Consider the following 17,537-nt stretch of genomic DNA (forward strand, 5'->3'; position numbering starts at 1 on the left):
AGACGGATGCCGTTCACTCCCAGCCACGCGCTCGTCGCGCTGCCGTTCGTGCGGACGCCCCTGGTGCCCGCGGCGATCGCGATCGGTGCGATGACCCCGGATCTTCCACTGTTCGTGCGGGGCGTCGGACTGAACTACACCTTCACCCACACGTTCGGGAACGTGCTGTGGACGGCGCTGCTCGCGTTCGTCCTGTTCCTGGTGTGGCGTGTGCTGTTGCGCCCGGCAGTACCCGAGCTCGCTCCGCTCTGGCTGGCCCGCCGACTTCCCCGTGAGTGGAGTGAAGGTGGGTCCGTCGCGGCGGGACGAGCCGTCGGGGTGGGGGAGAAGCGCTCGTATCCGGTCCTTCTCGCGGTGTCGCTCCTGATCGGTGTGCTCTCACACATCGTGTGGGACCTGTTCACGCATGAGGGCCGATGGGGTGTGCAGCAGATCCCCGCTCTCGATGAGATGTGGGGCCCGCTTCCCGGGTTCAAGTGGCTTCAGCACGGATCGAGCCTGATCGGTCTCGCGATCATCGGGATCTGGGCGTTGCTCTGGCTCCGTCGTCGTGTGCCGCGGCTGGACACCGCGCAATCGATCCCGCACGGGGTCCGCCTGGCGTGGTGGGTGTCGCTGCCGGTCATCCTGGTCGGAGCCTGGGCGGTGGGTCTCGCCGTGTTCGGTCCGCTCGATACGGAGTTCACGGTTCAGCACCTCGCTTACCGCGTGCTGCCTCCGGCGTGTGCGCTCTGGGGCGTGATCACCGTGGTGCTGTGCGTCGTGCTCGCGGTGCGCGGGCGTCGTCACCAGCGAGGCTGATCCGACCCCCAGGGGTGGGGAGCGTCGAACTCGAATCCTGGCAGGGCCGGACGTGCGGTCGTGAGGCTCGTGTCTCCGAGGACGAAGCGGGCGACGTGAGGATCGACGGCGAAGCCGCGTGCCGCGTTCGGCTGCCGACGTCGAGGCATCTGGAGGAGTTCTGCGGCGACCCGGCGCAGCGACGTCCGAACGACCCACGAGCCATCCGGGCGTGGAGGACGCTGTCGAAGCAGCGTCGTCACCGCGGCCGCGAGGAGATAGCCGGCGCTGTGATCGAGAGCCTGCACGGGGAGTGCTCCCGGGCGGTCGCCATCGGGTGATTCGATGAGCGCGATGCCGGACTCGGCTTGGACCAGGCTGTCGAATCCAGCCCGATCCGGATGCTCCGTGCCCCAGGCGCTGAGCTGGGCGACCACCAGCCCGGAGTGGCGGCGGGCGAGCTCCTCCGGATTCAGCCCGAGCCGATCGAGCGCGGCCGGACGGTATCCGAGGACGACGGCATCGGCCCGCTCGATCAGCTCCTCCAGTTGCGGGTCACGCGCATCCAGCACCGCGGACCGCTTGCCGTGTCCCGTGTCGAGATGCTGCCATTCCGGTTCGGGCAGCTGCGGTGGATCGATCCGCAGGACGTCGGCACCGAGCAGCGCGAGTGTCCGCGTGCACACAGGGCCGGCGATCACCCTCGTCAGGTCGAGTACGCGCATTCCCTGGAGGGGGCGGTGCTCTGAACGGGCATCGGCCGATGTCGAGCGCGACGAGGGGGAGGGCGACACCGCCTCCACGCGGTTGATCTCGAGCAGCGGGCGCGCACCGAGGAGGCGGTCGGTCGCGGGGGCCTCCGCCATCACCCGAACGGCCAGGCCTCCTGCGGCCGTGATGGCGGCGACGGCCGGTGCGCTCTGTTGTTCCGCGAGCACGTCGCGAACCGCCTCGGCACCTGCCCCTTCCTGCAGGCCGAGACCTGCGCGCAGGCGGGCCGCGTGATGGGGGTAGTTCCCGTGGGTGCGGATCCAGCCGTCGGAGGTTCGCCAGAACCCGGAGTACGGCGACCACACCGGCGGAGCGGCGCCGTCGAGGGTGAGCACACGGTCGCTTCCGTACGCGACGGCGACCCGCTCGGGGTCGAGGTCCTCGGGTGAGCGACCGGCGGCGACCATCACGGCGCTGACACTGGCCCAGGCGAGAGCGGCCGTGTCCAGCCGCGAGGAGAGCGGGATGACAGGGAGCGCCGCAGACGACCGGTCAGTGACCGCGATCCCGAGCTCGGCGAGCACACGCTCGAACAGCTCACCGCCGTCACGCGAGCCCCGACGATCGTCGTCATCCGCATGTGCGTGCGCCGTCTCGAGGAGCGGCTCATCCGGGAGCGTGGGCATGGCGCGATCGTACTCCGCCGCACCTGACGCAGCCGAAACGTCCCCTGATCCGGTCGAAACCCGACGGGCGAGGCGTCGACACGCCCGGGCGGTGGCCCTCGATTTGCCAGAACCCGGGAACCCACGTAACTTATTACTTGTTCGCCCCACAGGGACGCGGAGGAGCCGAGAGCTTCACCCCCCTCAAGCGGAGAACGAATCCCTTCCACTCTCTCTTGAGAGATCTGGCGCTTGCGTCTAGGATAGGGAATCCACCCTTCTGCGGCTGTCAACAGCTGCGCTGCGGATCACTGATCTGCACGGCGCGCCGATTTGACAAGCGAGACGGGGTGGGTAAGATAGAGAAGTTGCCCTGCGGGCCTGGTTGTGATGACTGGGTCGTGGGAGCATCCGATCCTTGAGAACTCAACAGCGTGCACTTGTCAAATGCCAAATTATCCTCGTCTAGCTTCGGCTGGGTGAGAATTCCTTTGGATCAAAGACCAGCCCTTCCGGGGGCTGGCAATGGATGAAGTCAGCAATGAATTTGTCTCTTTGGTCAGCATCAAACTCGCTGCGTTCATCGTTTTCCCGGTGTTCGTATGCATTTCTTTTTTACGGAGAGTTTGATCCTGGCTCAGGATGAACGCTGGCGGCGTGCTTAACACATGCAAGTCGAACGGTGAACACGGAGCTTGCTCTGTGGGATCAGTGGCGAACGGGTGAGTAACACGTGAGCAACCTGCCCCTGACTCTGGGATAAGCGCTGGAAACGGCGTCTAATACTGGATATGTGACGTGATCGCATGGTCTGCGTCTGGAAAGAATTTCGGTTGGGGATGGGCTCGCGGCCTATCAGCTTGTTGGTGAGGTAATGGCTCACCAAGGCGTCGACGGGTAGCCGGCCTGAGAGGGTGACCGGCCACACTGGGACTGAGACACGGCCCAGACTCCTACGGGAGGCAGCAGTGGGGAATATTGCACAATGGGCGCAAGCCTGATGCAGCAACGCCGCGTGAGGGACGACGGCCTTCGGGTTGTAAACCTCTTTTAGCAGGGAAGAAGCGAAAGTGACGGTACCTGCAGAAAAAGCGCCGGCTAACTACGTGCCAGCAGCCGCGGTAATACGTAGGGCGCAAGCGTTATCCGGAATTATTGGGCGTAAAGAGCTCGTAGGCGGTTTGTCGCGTCTGCTGTGAAATCCGGAGGCTCAACCTCCGGCCTGCAGTGGGTACGGGCAGACTAGAGTGCGGTAGGGGAGATTGGAATTCCTGGTGTAGCGGTGGAATGCGCAGATATCAGGAGGAACACCGATGGCGAAGGCAGATCTCTGGGCCGTAACTGACGCTGAGGAGCGAAAGGGTGGGGAGCAAACAGGCTTAGATACCCTGGTAGTCCACCCCGTAAACGTTGGGAACTAGTTGTGGGGTCCATTCCACGGATTCCGTGACGCAGCTAACGCATTAAGTTCCCCGCCTGGGGAGTACGGCCGCAAGGCTAAAACTCAAAGGAATTGACGGGGACCCGCACAAGCGGCGGAGCATGCGGATTAATTCGATGCAACGCGAAGAACCTTACCAAGGCTTGACATATACGAGAACGGGCCAGAAATGGTCAACTCTTTGGACACTCGTAAACAGGTGGTGCATGGTTGTCGTCAGCTCGTGTCGTGAGATGTTGGGTTAAGTCCCGCAACGAGCGCAACCCTCGTTCTATGTTGCCAGCACGTAATGGTGGGAACTCATGGGATACTGCCGGGGTCAACTCGGAGGAAGGTGGGGATGACGTCAAATCATCATGCCCCTTATGTCTTGGGCTTCACGCATGCTACAATGGCCGGTACAAAGGGCTGCAATACCGTGAGGTGGAGCGAATCCCAAAAAGCCGGTCCCAGTTCGGATTGAGGTCTGCAACTCGACCTCATGAAGTCGGAGTCGCTAGTAATCGCAGATCAGCAACGCTGCGGTGAATACGTTCCCGGGTCTTGTACACACCGCCCGTCAAGTCATGAAAGTCGGTAACACCTGAAGCCGGTGGCCTAACCCTTGTGGAGGGAGCCGTCGAAGGTGGGATCGGTAATTAGGACTAAGTCGTAACAAGGTAGCCGTACCGGAAGGTGCGGCTGGATCACCTCCTTTCTAAGGAGCATCTGACGCTTCGGCGTCCAGAACCCAGTTCGGGAACGTTCGTTTCTCGCTGGGAGCTCATGGGTGGAACATTTGACATGGCATCGAGATCTGATCTTGGAATGAGTACGCCGCTTGCGGTTGGAAGGTTCTGGGTGAGGGGGTCGGTGCCTGCACGCTGTTGGGTCCTGAGGGACCGGATGCGCTTTGACCTTCGGGTTGGAAGCATTTGGTTACTCTGGGCCTTTCGTTGTTTCCCCGGTGGGGAAGCGGTGAGGGGTACCGCCCGTACTTTGAGAACTACACAGTGGACGCGAGCATCTTGCAGCAGCCTTCGGGTTGTTGCACAAGATGATCTTAAAGATCATTAGTCAATTTCTGATTCCATTTTCGGATGGGGTCGAGTTTTTGATTCAAACTCATGTGATTTCAAGTCTTTAAGAGCAAACGGTGGATGCCTTGGCATCTGGAGCCGAAGAAGGACGTAGCAATCTGCGATAAGCCTCGGGGAACTGATAAGCAAGTTTTGATCCGAGGGTGTCCGAATGGGGAAACCCCGCTGGGCGGCGTGCCGACCTAGTGACTCCCGCCTGAATATATAGGGCGGGTAGAGGGAACGTGGGGAAGTGAAACATCTCAGTACCCACAGGAAGAGAAAGCAACCGCGATTCCGTTAGTAGTGGCGAGCGAAACCGGATCAGGCTAAACCTAGCGTGTGTGATAGCCGGCAGGCGTTGCACGTTGGGGGTTGTGGGACTTTTCAGTCATCTCTGCCGAGGTGGCGGCGTTACAAGAAGGTATAGACGAACGGTCTTGAAAGGCCGGTCATAGAGGGTGCCAACCCCGTAGTCGAAATGCTTCTCTTGGCGCGAAGAGTATCCCAAGTAGCACGGGGCCCGTGAAATCCCGTGTGAATCTGTCAGGACCACCTGATAAGCCTAAATACTCCCAGATGACCGATAGCGGACAAGTACCGTGAGGGAAAGGTGAAAAGTACCCCGGGAGGGGAGTGAAATAGTACCTGAAACCGTTTGCTTACAAACCGTTGGAGCCTCCTTAGTAGGGGTGACAGCGTGCCTTTTGAAGAATGAGCCTGCGAGTTAGCGATATGTGGCGAGGTTAACCCGTGTGGGGTAGCCGTAGCGAAAGCGAGTCTGAATAGGGCGATTCAGTCGCATGTCCTAGACCCGAAGCGAAGTGATCTATCCATGGCCAGGTTGAAGCACGTGTAAGAGCGTGTGGAGGACCGAACCCACTTAGGTTGAAAACTGAGGGGATGAGCTGTGGATAGGGGTGAAAGGCCAATCAAACTTCGTGATAGCTGGTTCTCTCCGAAATGCATTTAGGTGCAGCGTTGCGTGTTTCTTGCCGGAGGTAGAGCTACTGGATGGCCGATGGGCCCTACAAGGTTACTGACGTCAGCCAAACTCCGAATGCCGGTAAGTGAGAGCGCAGCAGTGAGACTGTGGGGGATAAGCTTCATAGTCGAGAGGGAAACAACCCAGACCACCAACTAAGGTCCCAAAGCGCGTGCTAAGTGGGAAAGGATGTGGAGTTGCTGTGACAACCAGGAGGTTGGCTTAGAAGCAGCCACCCTTGAAAGAGTGCGTAATAGCTCACTGGTCAAGTGATTCCGCGCCGACAATGTAACGGGGCTCAAGCACGCCACCGAAGTTGTGGCATTGACATTATTGGTAGGCCTTCGTGGTCCAGCCGTGTTGATGGGTAGGAGAGCGTCGTGTGGCCAGCGAAGCGGCGGTGTAAACCAGCCGTGGAGGCTACACGAGTGAGAATGCAGGCATGAGTAGCGAATGACGTGTGAGAAACACGTCCTCCGAAAGACCAAGGGTTCCAGGGTCAAGCTAATCTTCCCTGGGTAAGTCGGGACCTAAGGCGAGGCCGACAGGCGTAGTCGATGGACAACGGGTTGATATTCCCGTACCGGCGAAGAACCGCCCAAGCTAATCCAGTAGTGCTAAGTATCTGAATCCCAGTGACTGATCCCTTCGGGGTGACGCTCTGGGCCTAGCGTACGACCCCATTCTGGTGCGGTTAGCGTATTAACAGGTGTGACGCAGGAAGGTAGCCCAAGCCAGGCGATGGTTGTCCTGGTGCAAGTGCGTAGGCAGAGTCGTAGGCAAATCCGCGATTCATTGAAGCTGAGACACGATGCGGATAAAAAGTGGGTGATCCTATGCTGCCGAGAAAAGCATCGACGCGAGGTTCTAGCTGCCCGTACCCCAAACCGACTCAGGTGGTCAGGTAGAGAATACCAAGGAGATCGAGAGAATCGTGGTTAAGGAACTCGGCAAAATGCCCCCGTAACTTCGGGAGAAGGGGGGCCTTCGGCGTATAGGGATTTACTCCCGAAAGCGTTTGGAGGCCGCAGAGACTAGTGGGTAGCGACTGTTTACTAAAAACACAGGTCCGTGCCAAGTCGCAAGACGATGTATACGGACTGACGCCTGCCCGGTGCTGGAAGGTTAAGAGGACCGGTTAGCCGTAAGGCGAAGCTGAGAATTTAAGCCCCAGTAAACGGCGGTGGTAACTATAACCATCCTAAGGTAGCGAAATTCCTTGTCGGGTAAGTTCCGACCTGCACGAATGGCGTAACGACTTCCCAACTGTCTCAACCGCGAACTCGGCGAAATTGCATTACGAGTAAAGATGCTCGTTACGCGCAGCAGGACGGAAAGACCCCGTGACCTTTACTACAGCTTGGTATTGGTGTTCGGTGTGGCTTGTGTAGGATAGGTGGGAGACTTTGAAGCATGGACGCTAGTTCGTGTGGAGTCATTGTTGAAATACCACTCTGGTCACTCTGGATATCTAACTTCGAACCGTAATCCGGTTCAGGGACAGTGCCTGGTGGGTAGTTTAACTGGGGCGGTTGCCTCCCAAAAAGTAACGGAGGCGCCCAAAGGTTCCCTCAACCTGGTTGGCAATCAGGTGTCGAGTGTAAGTGCACAAGGGAGCTTGACTGTGAGACTGACAGGTCGAGCAGGGACGAAAGTCGGGACTAGTGATCCGGCAGTGGCTTGTGGAAGCGCTGTCGCTCAACGGATAAAAGGTACCTCGGGGATAACAGGCTGATCTTGCCCAAGAGTCCATATCGACGGCATGGTTTGGCACCTCGATGTCGGCTCGTCGCATCCTGGGGCTGGAGTAGGTCCCAAGGGTTGGGCTGTTCGCCCATTAAAGCGGTACGCGAGCTGGGTTTAGAACGTCGTGAGACAGTTCGGTCCCTATCCGCTGCGCGCGTAGGAAATTTGAGAGGATCTGACCCTAGTACGAGAGGACCGGGTTGGACGAACCTCTGGTGTGTCAGTTGTTCCGCCAGGAGCACCGCTGATTAGCTACGTTCGGGATGGATAACCGCTGAAAGCATCTAAGCGGGAAGCCGGCCTCAAGATGAGATTTCCATACCTTCGGGTGAGAGGCTCCCAGCCAGACTACTGGGTTGATAGGCCAGATGTGGAAGTGCAGTAATGCATGCAGCTGACTGGTACTAATAAGCCGATGACTTGATAACACACCGTTTGTTGGTGCTACGCGTCCACTGAGTGGTTCTCGATGTACGGTCGAGAACCGCATAACAACAATGACTTTGTTATGTGTTTGATTGAAACATCAATAGTGTTTCGGCGGCCATAGCGTGAGGGAAACGCCCGGTTACATTCCGAACCCGGAAGCTAAGCCTCACAGCGCCGATGGTACTGCAGGGGGGACCCTGTGGGAGAGTAGGACACCGCCGGACTCCTTTTAAACAAAATGGCCACCCAACGCTGGGTGGCCATTTTGCGTTTACACGAAGAGAACAGGGATCATCATGCCGGAAGAGGAAGAGCGCCGTCCGCGTCGCAACGACGACAAGGGATCGCGCAGCAATCGCCCTTCCGGCAAAGGTTCTGATCGCAGTCGTGATGGCGCTGCCCCCCGTAGTGAGGGCGGTGGTTACAAGCGTGATGGTGCTGCTCCTCGTCGTGAGGGTGGCGGGTACAAGCGTGATGGTGCTGCTCCTCGTCGTGAGGGTGGCGGGTACAACCGTGATGGCGCTGCCCCCCGTCGTGAGGGTGGCGGGTACAACCGTGATGGCGCTGCCCCCCGTCGTGAGGGTGGCGGGTACAGCCGCGACGGCGGCGCCCCTCGTCGTGAGGGCGGTTACAACCGCGACGGTGCCGCTCCCCGTCGCGAAGGTGGCGGGTACAACCGTGATGGTGCCGCCCCTCGTCGTGAGGGCGGCGGGTACAAGCGTGACGGTGCTGCTCCTCGTCGTGAGGGCGGGTACAAGCGTGATGGTGCTGCTCCTCGTCGTGAGGGTGGCGGGTACAAGCGTGATGGCGCTGCCCCTCGCCGCGAAGGTGGCGGGTACAAGCGTGATGGCGCCGCCCCGCGTCGCGAGGGTGGCGACCGGGATCGTTCGCGCTCCTACCCCCAACGTGGGGGAGCCGGACGCGAACGTCCCGCGCAGGCGGCGAACGAGCGTCCGCGGTTCGATGAGCCGCAGATCCCGGACGACGTCACCGCTCGTGATCTCAACGGCGCGGCTCGTAATGAGCTGAAGACGCTGAGCAAGGAGAATGCCGAGCACGTCGCGCGTCACCTCGCGATGGCCTCCCGCCTCATCGACGAGGACCCCGCGCTCGCCCACCAGCACGCGCTGGCCGCATCGCGCCGTGCCGGCCGTATCGCGATCGTCCGTGAGACTCTCGGCATCACCGCCTATGCCACTGAGGACTTCGCCCTCGCACTGCGTGAGCTGCGGACCTATCGACGGATCTCGGGCAAGGACGACCAGATCGCTCTGATGGTGGACAGTGAGCGTGGCATCGGCCGGTCCGATCGTGCGCTCGAGACCGGCAGGGCCGTCGATCGTTCGACGCTGGACACGCCCGTCCGCGTCGCGTTGGCGATCGCGATGTCGGGTGCGCGCCTGGATCAGGGCGACCTTGAACTCGCCCTCGGCGAGCTGGAGATCCCGGAGCTGGATCCGGATCGTGCGTTCGAGTGGAGCCCCGCGCTGTTCGCAGCGCGCGCTGCTGTGCTCGAAGACCTCGGCCGCACCGAGGAAGCCGAGTTCTGGTCGCACCGGGCCCAGGTCGCCGCTGAAGCTCTGGGAGTCGATGAGGCCGGTGACGAAGAGATCTTCATCGAAGACAGCATGATCGAGATCGACCTCGACGAGGACGACACCGATGCGCCGGCCGAGCCTGTTCAGGCCGAGCCTGTTCAGGCCGAGCCTGTTCAGGCCGAGCCTGCACCGGCCGAGCCCGCGCCGGTCGAACCCGAGGCTGTGGAGCCCACGGTCGAGGACGAGGTGCGCGAGCTCCTGGGCGAAGACGAGGCCGACGACACGGACCCGGAGGCGTAGTGGCGCTGTTCTCTCGCCGGCGCGCGGTCCGCACGCCTCTCGACGGGGTCGACACCGTGCTGGCTGACCTGGACGGCGTGGTCTACGCCGGACCCGGCGCGCTGCCGTTCGCGGTGGACAGCCTCAACCAGGCGGCGAAGTCCGCACGGCTCGGCTACATCACGAACAACGCGGCACGGACCGATGTCTCCGTCGCGGAGCATCTGAGCAGTCTCGGGCTCCAGGTCGAGGCCTCCGAGGTCGTGACGAGCCCGCAGGCCGCGATGCGTCTGATGGCGACGATCGTGCCGGCGCCGGCGACGATCCTGGTCGTGGGGGGTGACGGTCTCGTCGATGAGGTGCAGAAGGCCGGCTACACGGTGACGCGCAGCGCGGACGACGCGCCGAGTGCTGTGGTGCAGGGATTCGCTCCTGAGGTCGCCTGGACCGATCTGGCGGAGGCGGCGTTCGCACTCAAGCTTCCCGAAGAAGAGGGCGGCATCCCCTGGATCGCGACGAACACGGACTGGACGATTCCTCGTGAACGGGGAGTGGCTCCGGGCAACGGAACCCTCGTCTCTGCCGTCCACACAGCCATCGGTCGGCTGGCGACCGTCGCAGGCAAGCCGGAGGCGCCCATCTTCGAAGAGGCGCTCGCCCGTTTCGGTGCCGAGAAGGCGCTGTTCATCGGCGACCGCCTGGACACCGACATCATGGGGGCGAGCCGTGTCGGCATCGACTCGGCGCTGGTGCTGACGGGGATCGACCGCCCCAAGCACGTCCTCGCGGCACCGGAAGGCTCGCGTCCGACGTACATCCTCGGCGACCTCCGCGAACTGCACGAGCCTTATCCAGAGGTGACGGAGCGAGACGGTGTCTTCGTCGTGAACGGTGCCGCCGTTCGTGTCTCCGGGGCTGACGTCGAGATCGTGTCGGAGTCCGGGTCGCAGATCGATCTGCTGCGCGCCGGCGCCGCCGCCATCTGGGCGTCCGGTACCCCGGTGTTCGTCCTTCGCGTTCCCGAGCGCCTCTACGACGATCCCTTCCACCGCCCCTGAGCGATCTCGCGTGGCTCCTTCGCGCGTCGGAGGGGCCGCGTACAGTGGAACCGTGAGTGAAGAGACGACGAGCGAGCCGACCGACGGCCTGTGGAGCCGTCTGCGCCTGATCGAGGGGCAGCCGCTTCCCGTGCGCGCCGCCGCCTACGCGGCCGTGCACGATGAGCTCTCCCGCCGCCTCGAGAGCGGCGCGAAGCTCGATCCTCGGGAGACCTCGGGATCCCGATGACGCGACTCGACGCTGCCCTCGCCGCCCGAGGACTCGCCCGTTCGCGCAGCCATGCGGCGACTCTCATCGCCGAAGGCCTCGTGAGCGTCGCCGGCCGCCAGGTCGTGAAGGCGTCGACCGCCGTGGACGATGAGGCCGAGATCACGGTCGCGGGCTCCGACCACTACGTCGGCCGCGCGGCCCACAAGCTCATCGCCGGACTCGACGGGTTCGGCATCCCGGTGGAGGGACGACTCGTGCTCGACATGGGGGCGTCCACGGGAGGTTTCACGCAGGTGCTGCGCGAGCGGGGCGCCCGAACCGTGCTCGCTGTCGACGTCGGGCACGGCCAGATGGCTCCGTCCATCGCCGCCGACCCCGGGGTGATCACCGTGGAGGGCTTCAACGTCCGACACATGACGCGCGAGAATCTCGCCGAGGCCACCGGTGTCACGGAGCTCCCCGACCTCGCGGTCGGCGACCTCTCCTTCATCTCCCTCGAACTCGTGCTTCCGGCCGTCGCGGCGGTTGCGACCGCGGAGTCCGACATTCTGCTGCTCGTGAAACCGCAGTTCGAGGTCGGACGGACGGCGGTGCGCGGGGGACTGGTCACCGATCCCGCCACCCGTGCCGATGCAGTCGCGCGCACGGTGTGGAGCGCCTGGGACATCGGCTTGGGGATGCTCGGCATCCTTCCCTCACCACTTCTGGGAACGCACGGCAACGCGGAATATCTCGTGCACCTCGCGCCGGGGCGCGGCAGCAATCCGACAGAATGGTTGGACACCATCAATCGACTGGCAGGAGGACGATGAACGAGCGCAACATCCTGGTCGTCGCCCATGCCGGCCGGGTCGACACCGTCGACGCGGCGCGACGCGTGATCGATGCCCTGCGGGAAGCAGGAGCGCGGCCGGTCCTGGCCGCCGACGACCACGAGGCCCTCACGGCGGTGGACGCCTTCTTCGCCGGCACCGATGTTCTGGGCCGCTCCGTCGATCCGGCGGACCTCGAGCTCGCGATCGTGCTGGGCGGAGACGGCACGATCCTGCGCGCGGCTGAGCTGGTCCGCGATACGGGAGCGCCCGTGCTCGGCATCAACATGGGCCATGTCGGGTTCCTCGCCGAGATCGATCGAGACGACATGGACAAAGCCGTGCGCCGGGTGATCGACCGCGACTACGAGGTCGAGGAGCGACTCGCCCTGTCGGTGCGTGTGAAGGACGCCGCCGGCACGGTCGTGTATGAGACCTGGGCACTGAACGAGGCCACCGTGGAGAAGGCCAGCCGGGAGCGGATGATCGAGGTCGTCCTGGAGATCGACGGCAGGCCGTTGTCGAGCTTCGGATGCGACGGCATGGTCATCTCCACTCCCACCGGCTCGACCGCCTACAACTTCTCGGCCGGAGGACCGGTCATCTGGCCCAGCGTCGAGGCGATCGCGGTGGTGCCGCTGTCGGCGCACGCGCTGTTCGCCAAACCGCTCGTCGTCAGCCCCGGCGCCGCGGTCGCGATCGAGATGCTCGAGCGCACCGACGGGTCGGGGATCCTCTGGTGCGACGGGCGTCGCTCCCACGATCTCCCGCCCGGCGCTCGGGTCGTCGTCCGCCGGTCGTCGCGCCCCGTGCGGCTCGCGCGTCTGCACCCCACGGCTTTCACCGACAGGCTCGTGCGCAAGTTCCAGCTGCCCGTCGAAGGATGGCGCGGCCAAACCCTGGGGACGCCGTCATGATCGAGGAGATGCGCATGCAGGGGCTCGGCGTCATCGCCGATGCGGTGCTGCCCCTGGGCCCGGGGTTCACCGCGATCACCGGAGAGACGGGCGCCGGGAAGACCATGGTCGTCACCGGACTGGGGCTACTGCTGGGCCAGCGCGCCGACTCCGGGGCTGTCAGGGCCGGTGCCGCACAGGCATCGGTGGCGGGTGTCTGGATCGTTCCGGAGGGCGGAGACGTCGCTGAGATCGTCGAGGAGGCCGGCGGCGAGTTGGAGCCCGCAGGAGCGGGAACCGCGGAGTTGTACGTCTCGCGCACGCTCAGCGCCGAAGGACGCAGCAGGGCGAGCGTCGGAGGCCGGGCGGCGCCCGCAGGGGTCCTCTCGTCGCTGGCGGAAGAGCTCGTCGTGGTCCACGGACAGTCCGAGCAGCTGCGTCTGCGCTCCGCCGCGGCACAGCGCGACGCGCTCGACCGCTTCGGTGGGACGCCGATCACGGACGCCCTCGCGAAGTACACGGAGTCCTTCACCCGCTGGCGGGCACTGGACTCCGAGATCTCCGAGATCACCGAGAACCGGGACCGTCGTGCCGAGGAGGCCTCCCGCCTCCGTGAAGACCTGGCACTGATCGAGGCGACCGCACCGGAGCCGGGCGAGGACCAGGAACTCGCAGATCGGGCCGAACGTCTCGCGAATGCCGAAGAACTTCGTGTCGCCGCATCCCTCGCGCACGGAGCGCTCTCCAACGAGGACGGCGAACCTGACGCCTCCGCCCTCGTCGCGGAGGCCCGTCGCGTGATCGAGCGTGCGTCGGACGCCAAGCTGACCGAGATCGGGGCGAGCCTCGCGGACATCGGCTACCGGATCGCGGACGCTGCGGGACTCCTGTCCGCCTACCTCGCGGACCTCGACGAGTCCGGCCCTCATGAACTCGCCGCCGTGGAAGAACGTCGCGCGGCGCTGGGTACCCTCGTGCGCGCTCACGGCTCCCTCGACGAGGCATTGGCGCTCTGGCAGACGGGCTCCACGCGGCTCGCGGAACTCGATGACGACGGCGACCGCCTCGAGCGGCTCATCGCTGAGCGCGATGCGGCACGAGCCGAGCTGGACGCCGACGCGGCGACGCTGACGGCGACACGTACCGATGCCGCCGTCCGCCTCGGCGAGGCGGTGACCGCAGAGCTCCACGCCCTCGCGATGCCCGATGCACGGCTGGAGGTCGCGGTCTCCGAAGGGGCGGAGAGCACCCATGGTCGCGATGACGTCGCGATCCTCCTCGCTCCGCATCCGGGCGCCGAGCCGCGATCGGTCTCGAAGGGGGCCTCCGGTGGCGAGTTGTCCCGGGTCATGCTGGCCATCGAGGTCGTCATCGCCGCGACCGACCCCGTGCCGACCTTCGTCTTCGACGAGGTCGATGCGGGCATCGGAGGCGCCGCCGCGATCGAGGTCGGACGGCGACTCGCCCGACTCGCCGAGAAGTCGCAGGTCATCGCCGTCACCCACCTCGCGCAGGTCGCGGCCTTCGCGAACAACCACCTCTCCGTCGTCAAAGCCAATGACGGCGCGGTCACCGCCTCCAGCGTCCGGCGTCTGGAAGGCGGTGAGCGGGAAGCGGAGATGGCCCGACTGCTCTCGGGACTCGCCGATTCCGACGCTGCTCTCACCCACGCGCGCGAACTTCTCAGCCTCCGCGCCCCCGCCGCCTGATAGGATCGAAGCCCGTGATGAACTCTTCTTCCGCGGGACCCAAGAACGACACGACCAAGCACATCTTCGTGACTGGTGGTGTCGTTTCGTCTTTGGGCAAGGGACTGACGGCGGCCAGTCTCGGCAACCTTCTCACTGCCCGCGGTCTGCGCGTCGTGATGCAGAAGCTCGACCCGTACCTGAACGTCGATCCCGGCACGATGAACCCGTTCCAGCACGGTGAGGTCTTCGTCACGGACGACGGCGCGGAGACCGATCTCGACATCGGTCACTACGAGCGCTTCCTCGACATCAATCTGTCCGAGGCCGCCAATGTGACGACCGGCCAGATCTACTCGCAGGTGATCGCGCGCGAGCGTCGCGGCGAGTACCTCGGCGACACCGTGCAGGTCATCCCGCACATCACCGACGAGATCAAGCGTCGCATGCGTCTGCAGGCGAGCGAGGACCCGCGCCCCGACGTGATCATCACCGAGGTCGGTGGCACGGTCGGAGACATCGAGTCGCAGCCGTTCCTCGAATCCGCGCGCCAGCTCCGTCATGAGCTCGGACGGGACAGCGTGTTCTTCGTCCACGTCTCGCTGGTGCCGTTCATGGGCGCCTCGGGGGAGCAGAAGACCAAGCCCACCCAGCACTCCGTCGCAGCTCTGCGTCAGGTGGGTATCCAGCCCGACGCGCTCGTGCTCCGCAGCGACCGTCCGGTGAGCGCGAGCAACCGGAACAAGATCGCCCTCATGTGCGATGTCGACGTGGAAGGCGTCATCAACACGGTCGACCTGCCGAGCATCTACGACATCCCCTCCACGCTGAACGAGCAGGGCCTCGATTCGTACATCGTGCGTCGGCTCGGACTCGACCAGAAGGCGGCCGACGTCGACTGGACGCGCTGGAACAAGGTGCTCCACGCCGTGCACAACCCCAAGCACGAGGTGACGATCGGCCTGGTCGGCAAGTACATCGATCTTCCCGACGCCTACCTCTCGGTGACCGAAGCGCTCAAGGCGGGTGGCTTCGCACAGGAGACCAAGGTGAACATCCGCTGGATCCCCTCGGATCTGTGCGAGACGCCGGAGGGTGCCCAGGAGCAGCTGGCCGAGCTCGATGGCATCTGCGTGCCCGGCGGCTTCGGCATCCGCGGCATCGAGGGCAAGCTCGGTGCGCTCAAGTTCGCACGAGAGCAGGGCATCCCGACCCTCGGGCTGTGCTTGGGCCTGCAGTGCATGGTCATCGAGTACGCGCGGGACGTCGCCGGCATCGCGGGCGCGTCTTCCAGTGAGTTCGACCCGGAGACCGCCGAGCCCGTGATCGCGACGATGGCGGAGCAGGTGGACATCCTCGACGGCGGCGACCTCGGCGGCACCATGCGTCTCGGCCTGTACCAGGCGGCACTCGCCGAGGGATCCCTCGCGCGCGAGCTGTACGGGGCGCCGGAGGCCGCGGAACGGCACCGTCACCGCTACGAGGTCAACAACTCCTACCGCGATCGTCTCACCGACGCCGGTCTGGTGTTCTCCGGGCTCAACCCGGAACTCGACCTGGTCGAGTACGTCGAGCTGTCGCGTGACGTGCACCCGTACTACATCGCCACGCAGGCGCACCCGGAGCTGCGTTCGCGTCCGACCGCCCCGCACCCGCTGTTCCGCGGGCTGGTCGGCGCCGCGATCGAGCGTCACCGCGCGAGCGAGCTGTTCGACGTCAGTGCCGATGACTGAGTCGGCGGAGTACCTCCGCGACGAGCCTTTCGAGCCGGAGGTCCTCCAGAGCGACCGCGTCTACAAGGGCTGGGTCTGGGACGTGCGCTCCGACCGGGTGCGCTACGGCGACGGGGAGATCGTGCGCGAGTATGTCGCGCACACCGGCGCCGTGGCGATCCTCGCGCTCGACGACGAGGACCGCGTGCTGCTGATCCAGCAGTACCGCCACCCGATCCGTCACCGCGACTGGGAGCTGCCCGCCGGTCTGCTCGACGTGGACGGAGAGGCGCCGCTCGACGCCGCCCGTCGCGAGCTCGCCGAGGAGGCTGACCTCGTCGCCGCGCACTGGGAGCCGCTGGTCTCCTCGTGGACCACCCCGGGTGGCAACGACGAGATGATCCACATCTTCTTGGCCACCGGAGTCGCCGCGGCGTCTTCGGCACACGATCGGGAGGACGAAGAGGCGGACATCCGCGTCGAGTGGGTGCCGTTGGCGGACGCGGTGGACGCCGTCCTCGGCGGACGGATGCACAACGGCATCCTCTCGATCGGTGTGCTGGCCGCGGCGCAGAGGCTGCGCGACCGGGGCTGACGCATGCTGCTGGAGCGCGCTCTCGACGCCTACCTGCGTCACGTCACGATCGAGCGCGGTCTGAGCGAGCACACGATCGCGGCCTACCGGCGTGACCTCGGTGGGTACTGCGAGTGGCTGGCCGGGGAGGGGATCGCCGACACGTCGGAGGTGACGCCGGCCGTGATCGACCGCTTCATCACGGAGCGTGCGTCGGCAGACCCTGCTCCGGCCTCCACCTCGCTGGCGCGCCTGCAGTCGTCCGTGCGGGGCTGGCACCGGTACCTGGCGCGTGAGGGCATCGAGGTCGACGATCCGAGCGGGAGACTGCGTCCGCCCAAGGCCCCTCGTCGGCTCCCCAAAGCGCTGACGATCGACCAGGTCGAGAGACTGCTCGCCGCACCGTCGCCCGAGGACCCGATCGGGGTGCGGGATCGCGCTCTCCTGGAGCTCCTCTATGCCACCGGCGCCCGCGTCTCGGAGGCGACCGGGCTCGACGTCGACGACCTCGCCCACGGCGATGTACTGCGGCTGCGCGGGAAGGGCTCGAAGGAGCGCATCGTGCCGATCGGCTCCTATGCGCGAGAGGCGGTCGACGCCTATCTCACGAGGGTGCGGCCGGCGCTCGCGGCGAAAGGACGGGCATCGGCGCGGCTGTTCCTCGGTGCCCGTGGCGCGCCCCTGTCACGACAGAGCGCCTGGCTGGTGATCCGCGCGGCGGCGGAGAAGGCGCAGATCACGTCGGAGGTGTCGCCGCACACCCTGCGTCACTCGTTCGCCACACACCTGCTGCAGGGGGGAGCCGACGTCCGTGTCGTGCAGGAGCTGCTCGGACATTCCTCGGTCGCGACGACCCAGATCTACACCCACGTCTCGGTCGACACCTTGCGTGACATCTACGCGACCTCGCATCCCCGCGCCCGCTGACACCGCCCATCCGGGAGAGCCCCTGCC

Annotated in this window: 12 protein-coding genes and 3 rRNA genes; 14 read left to right on the forward strand and 1 reads right to left on the reverse strand. The window is 64.5% G+C overall.

Annotated elements, in window-relative coordinates; translation table 11 throughout:
- Positions 1-6: 6 nt before the first annotated feature.
- Positions 7-801 (forward strand): DUF4184 family protein, encoded by a 795-nt coding sequence (locus KV397_RS05795; protein ID WP_261812388.1) that lies wholly within the window; start codon positions 7-9, stop codon positions 799-801.
- On the opposite strand, the gene KV397_RS05800 is transcribed toward KV397_RS05795, so the two are convergent.
- Complete coding sequence (locus KV397_RS05800) at positions 786-2,177, reverse strand: CoA transferase (protein WP_261812389.1); 1,392 nt, start codon at positions 2,175-2,177, stop codon at positions 786-788. The genes KV397_RS05795 and KV397_RS05800 overlap by 16 nt on opposite strands.
- A gap of 593 nt (positions 2,178-2,770) precedes the next feature.
- Between KV397_RS05800 and KV397_RS05805 the strand changes: the two genes are divergently transcribed.
- The 13 genes from KV397_RS05805 to xerD all read left to right on the forward strand — a co-directional run bounded on the left by KV397_RS05805 (position 2,771) and on the right by xerD (position 17,510).
- Positions 2,771-4,294: ribosomal RNA gene (locus KV397_RS05805) — 16S ribosomal RNA — on the forward strand.
- A 415-nt stretch (positions 4,295-4,709) separates the two neighbouring features.
- Positions 4,710-7,814 (forward strand): 23S ribosomal RNA (locus tag KV397_RS05810).
- Positions 7,815-7,922: 108 nt separating this feature from the next.
- Positions 7,923-8,039 (forward strand): 5S ribosomal RNA (rrf, locus tag KV397_RS05815).
- Together the 16S, 23S and 5S rRNA genes form the textbook arrangement of a ribosomal RNA operon.
- Before the next feature lie 166 nt (positions 8,040-8,205).
- Positions 8,206-8,844, forward strand: a complete 639-nt coding sequence (locus KV397_RS05820; RefSeq protein ID WP_261812390.1) for a hypothetical protein — start codon at positions 8,206-8,208, stop codon at positions 8,842-8,844.
- Between the two features lie 47 nt (positions 8,845-8,891).
- Positions 8,892-9,653: a hypothetical protein gene (locus tag KV397_RS05825; protein ID WP_261812391.1), complete on the forward strand. Its 762-nt coding sequence runs from the start codon at positions 8,892-8,894 to the stop codon at positions 9,651-9,653.
- Positions 9,653-10,690: an HAD-IIA family hydrolase gene (locus KV397_RS05830; RefSeq protein ID WP_153244447.1), complete on the forward strand. Its 1,038-nt coding sequence runs from the start codon at positions 9,653-9,655 to the stop codon at positions 10,688-10,690. Before KV397_RS05825 ends, KV397_RS05830 begins: the two co-directional genes overlap by 1 nt.
- Positions 10,691-10,742: 52 nt before the next feature.
- Complete coding sequence (locus KV397_RS05835) at positions 10,743-10,919, forward strand: hypothetical protein (RefSeq protein WP_165875382.1); 177 nt, start codon at positions 10,743-10,745, stop codon at positions 10,917-10,919.
- Positions 10,916-11,713: a TlyA family RNA methyltransferase gene (locus KV397_RS05840; protein WP_131491342.1), complete on the forward strand. Its 798-nt coding sequence runs from the start codon at positions 10,916-10,918 to the stop codon at positions 11,711-11,713. Before KV397_RS05835 ends, KV397_RS05840 begins: the two co-directional genes overlap by 4 nt.
- On the forward strand, positions 11,710-12,630 hold the full coding sequence (locus KV397_RS05845) for an NAD kinase (protein ID WP_047521820.1): 921 nt from the start codon (positions 11,710-11,712) through the stop codon (positions 12,628-12,630). Before KV397_RS05840 ends, KV397_RS05845 begins: the two co-directional genes overlap by 4 nt.
- Positions 12,627-14,318 (forward strand): DNA repair protein RecN, encoded by a 1,692-nt coding sequence (gene recN, locus KV397_RS05850; RefSeq protein WP_261812392.1) that lies wholly within the window; start codon positions 12,627-12,629, stop codon positions 14,316-14,318. Before KV397_RS05845 ends, recN begins: the two co-directional genes overlap by 4 nt.
- A 17-nt stretch (positions 14,319-14,335) precedes the next feature.
- On the forward strand, positions 14,336-16,030 hold the full coding sequence (locus KV397_RS05855; RefSeq protein ID WP_261812393.1) for a CTP synthase: 1,695 nt from the start codon (positions 14,336-14,338) through the stop codon (positions 16,028-16,030).
- Positions 16,023-16,604 (forward strand): NUDIX domain-containing protein, encoded by a 582-nt coding sequence (locus tag KV397_RS05860; RefSeq protein WP_261812394.1) that lies wholly within the window; start codon positions 16,023-16,025, stop codon positions 16,602-16,604. Before KV397_RS05855 ends, KV397_RS05860 begins: the two co-directional genes overlap by 8 nt.
- Positions 16,605-16,607: 3 nt before the next feature.
- Positions 16,608-17,510, forward strand: coding sequence for a site-specific tyrosine recombinase XerD (gene xerD, locus KV397_RS05865; RefSeq protein ID WP_261812395.1), 903 nt, complete (start codon positions 16,608-16,610; stop codon positions 17,508-17,510).
- Positions 17,511-17,537: the final 27 nt, after the last annotated feature.

Origin of the sequence: Microbacterium aurugineum, assembly GCF_023101205.1 — a bacterium.
GTDB lineage: Bacteria > Actinomycetota > Actinomycetes > Actinomycetales > Microbacteriaceae > Microbacterium > Microbacterium aurugineum.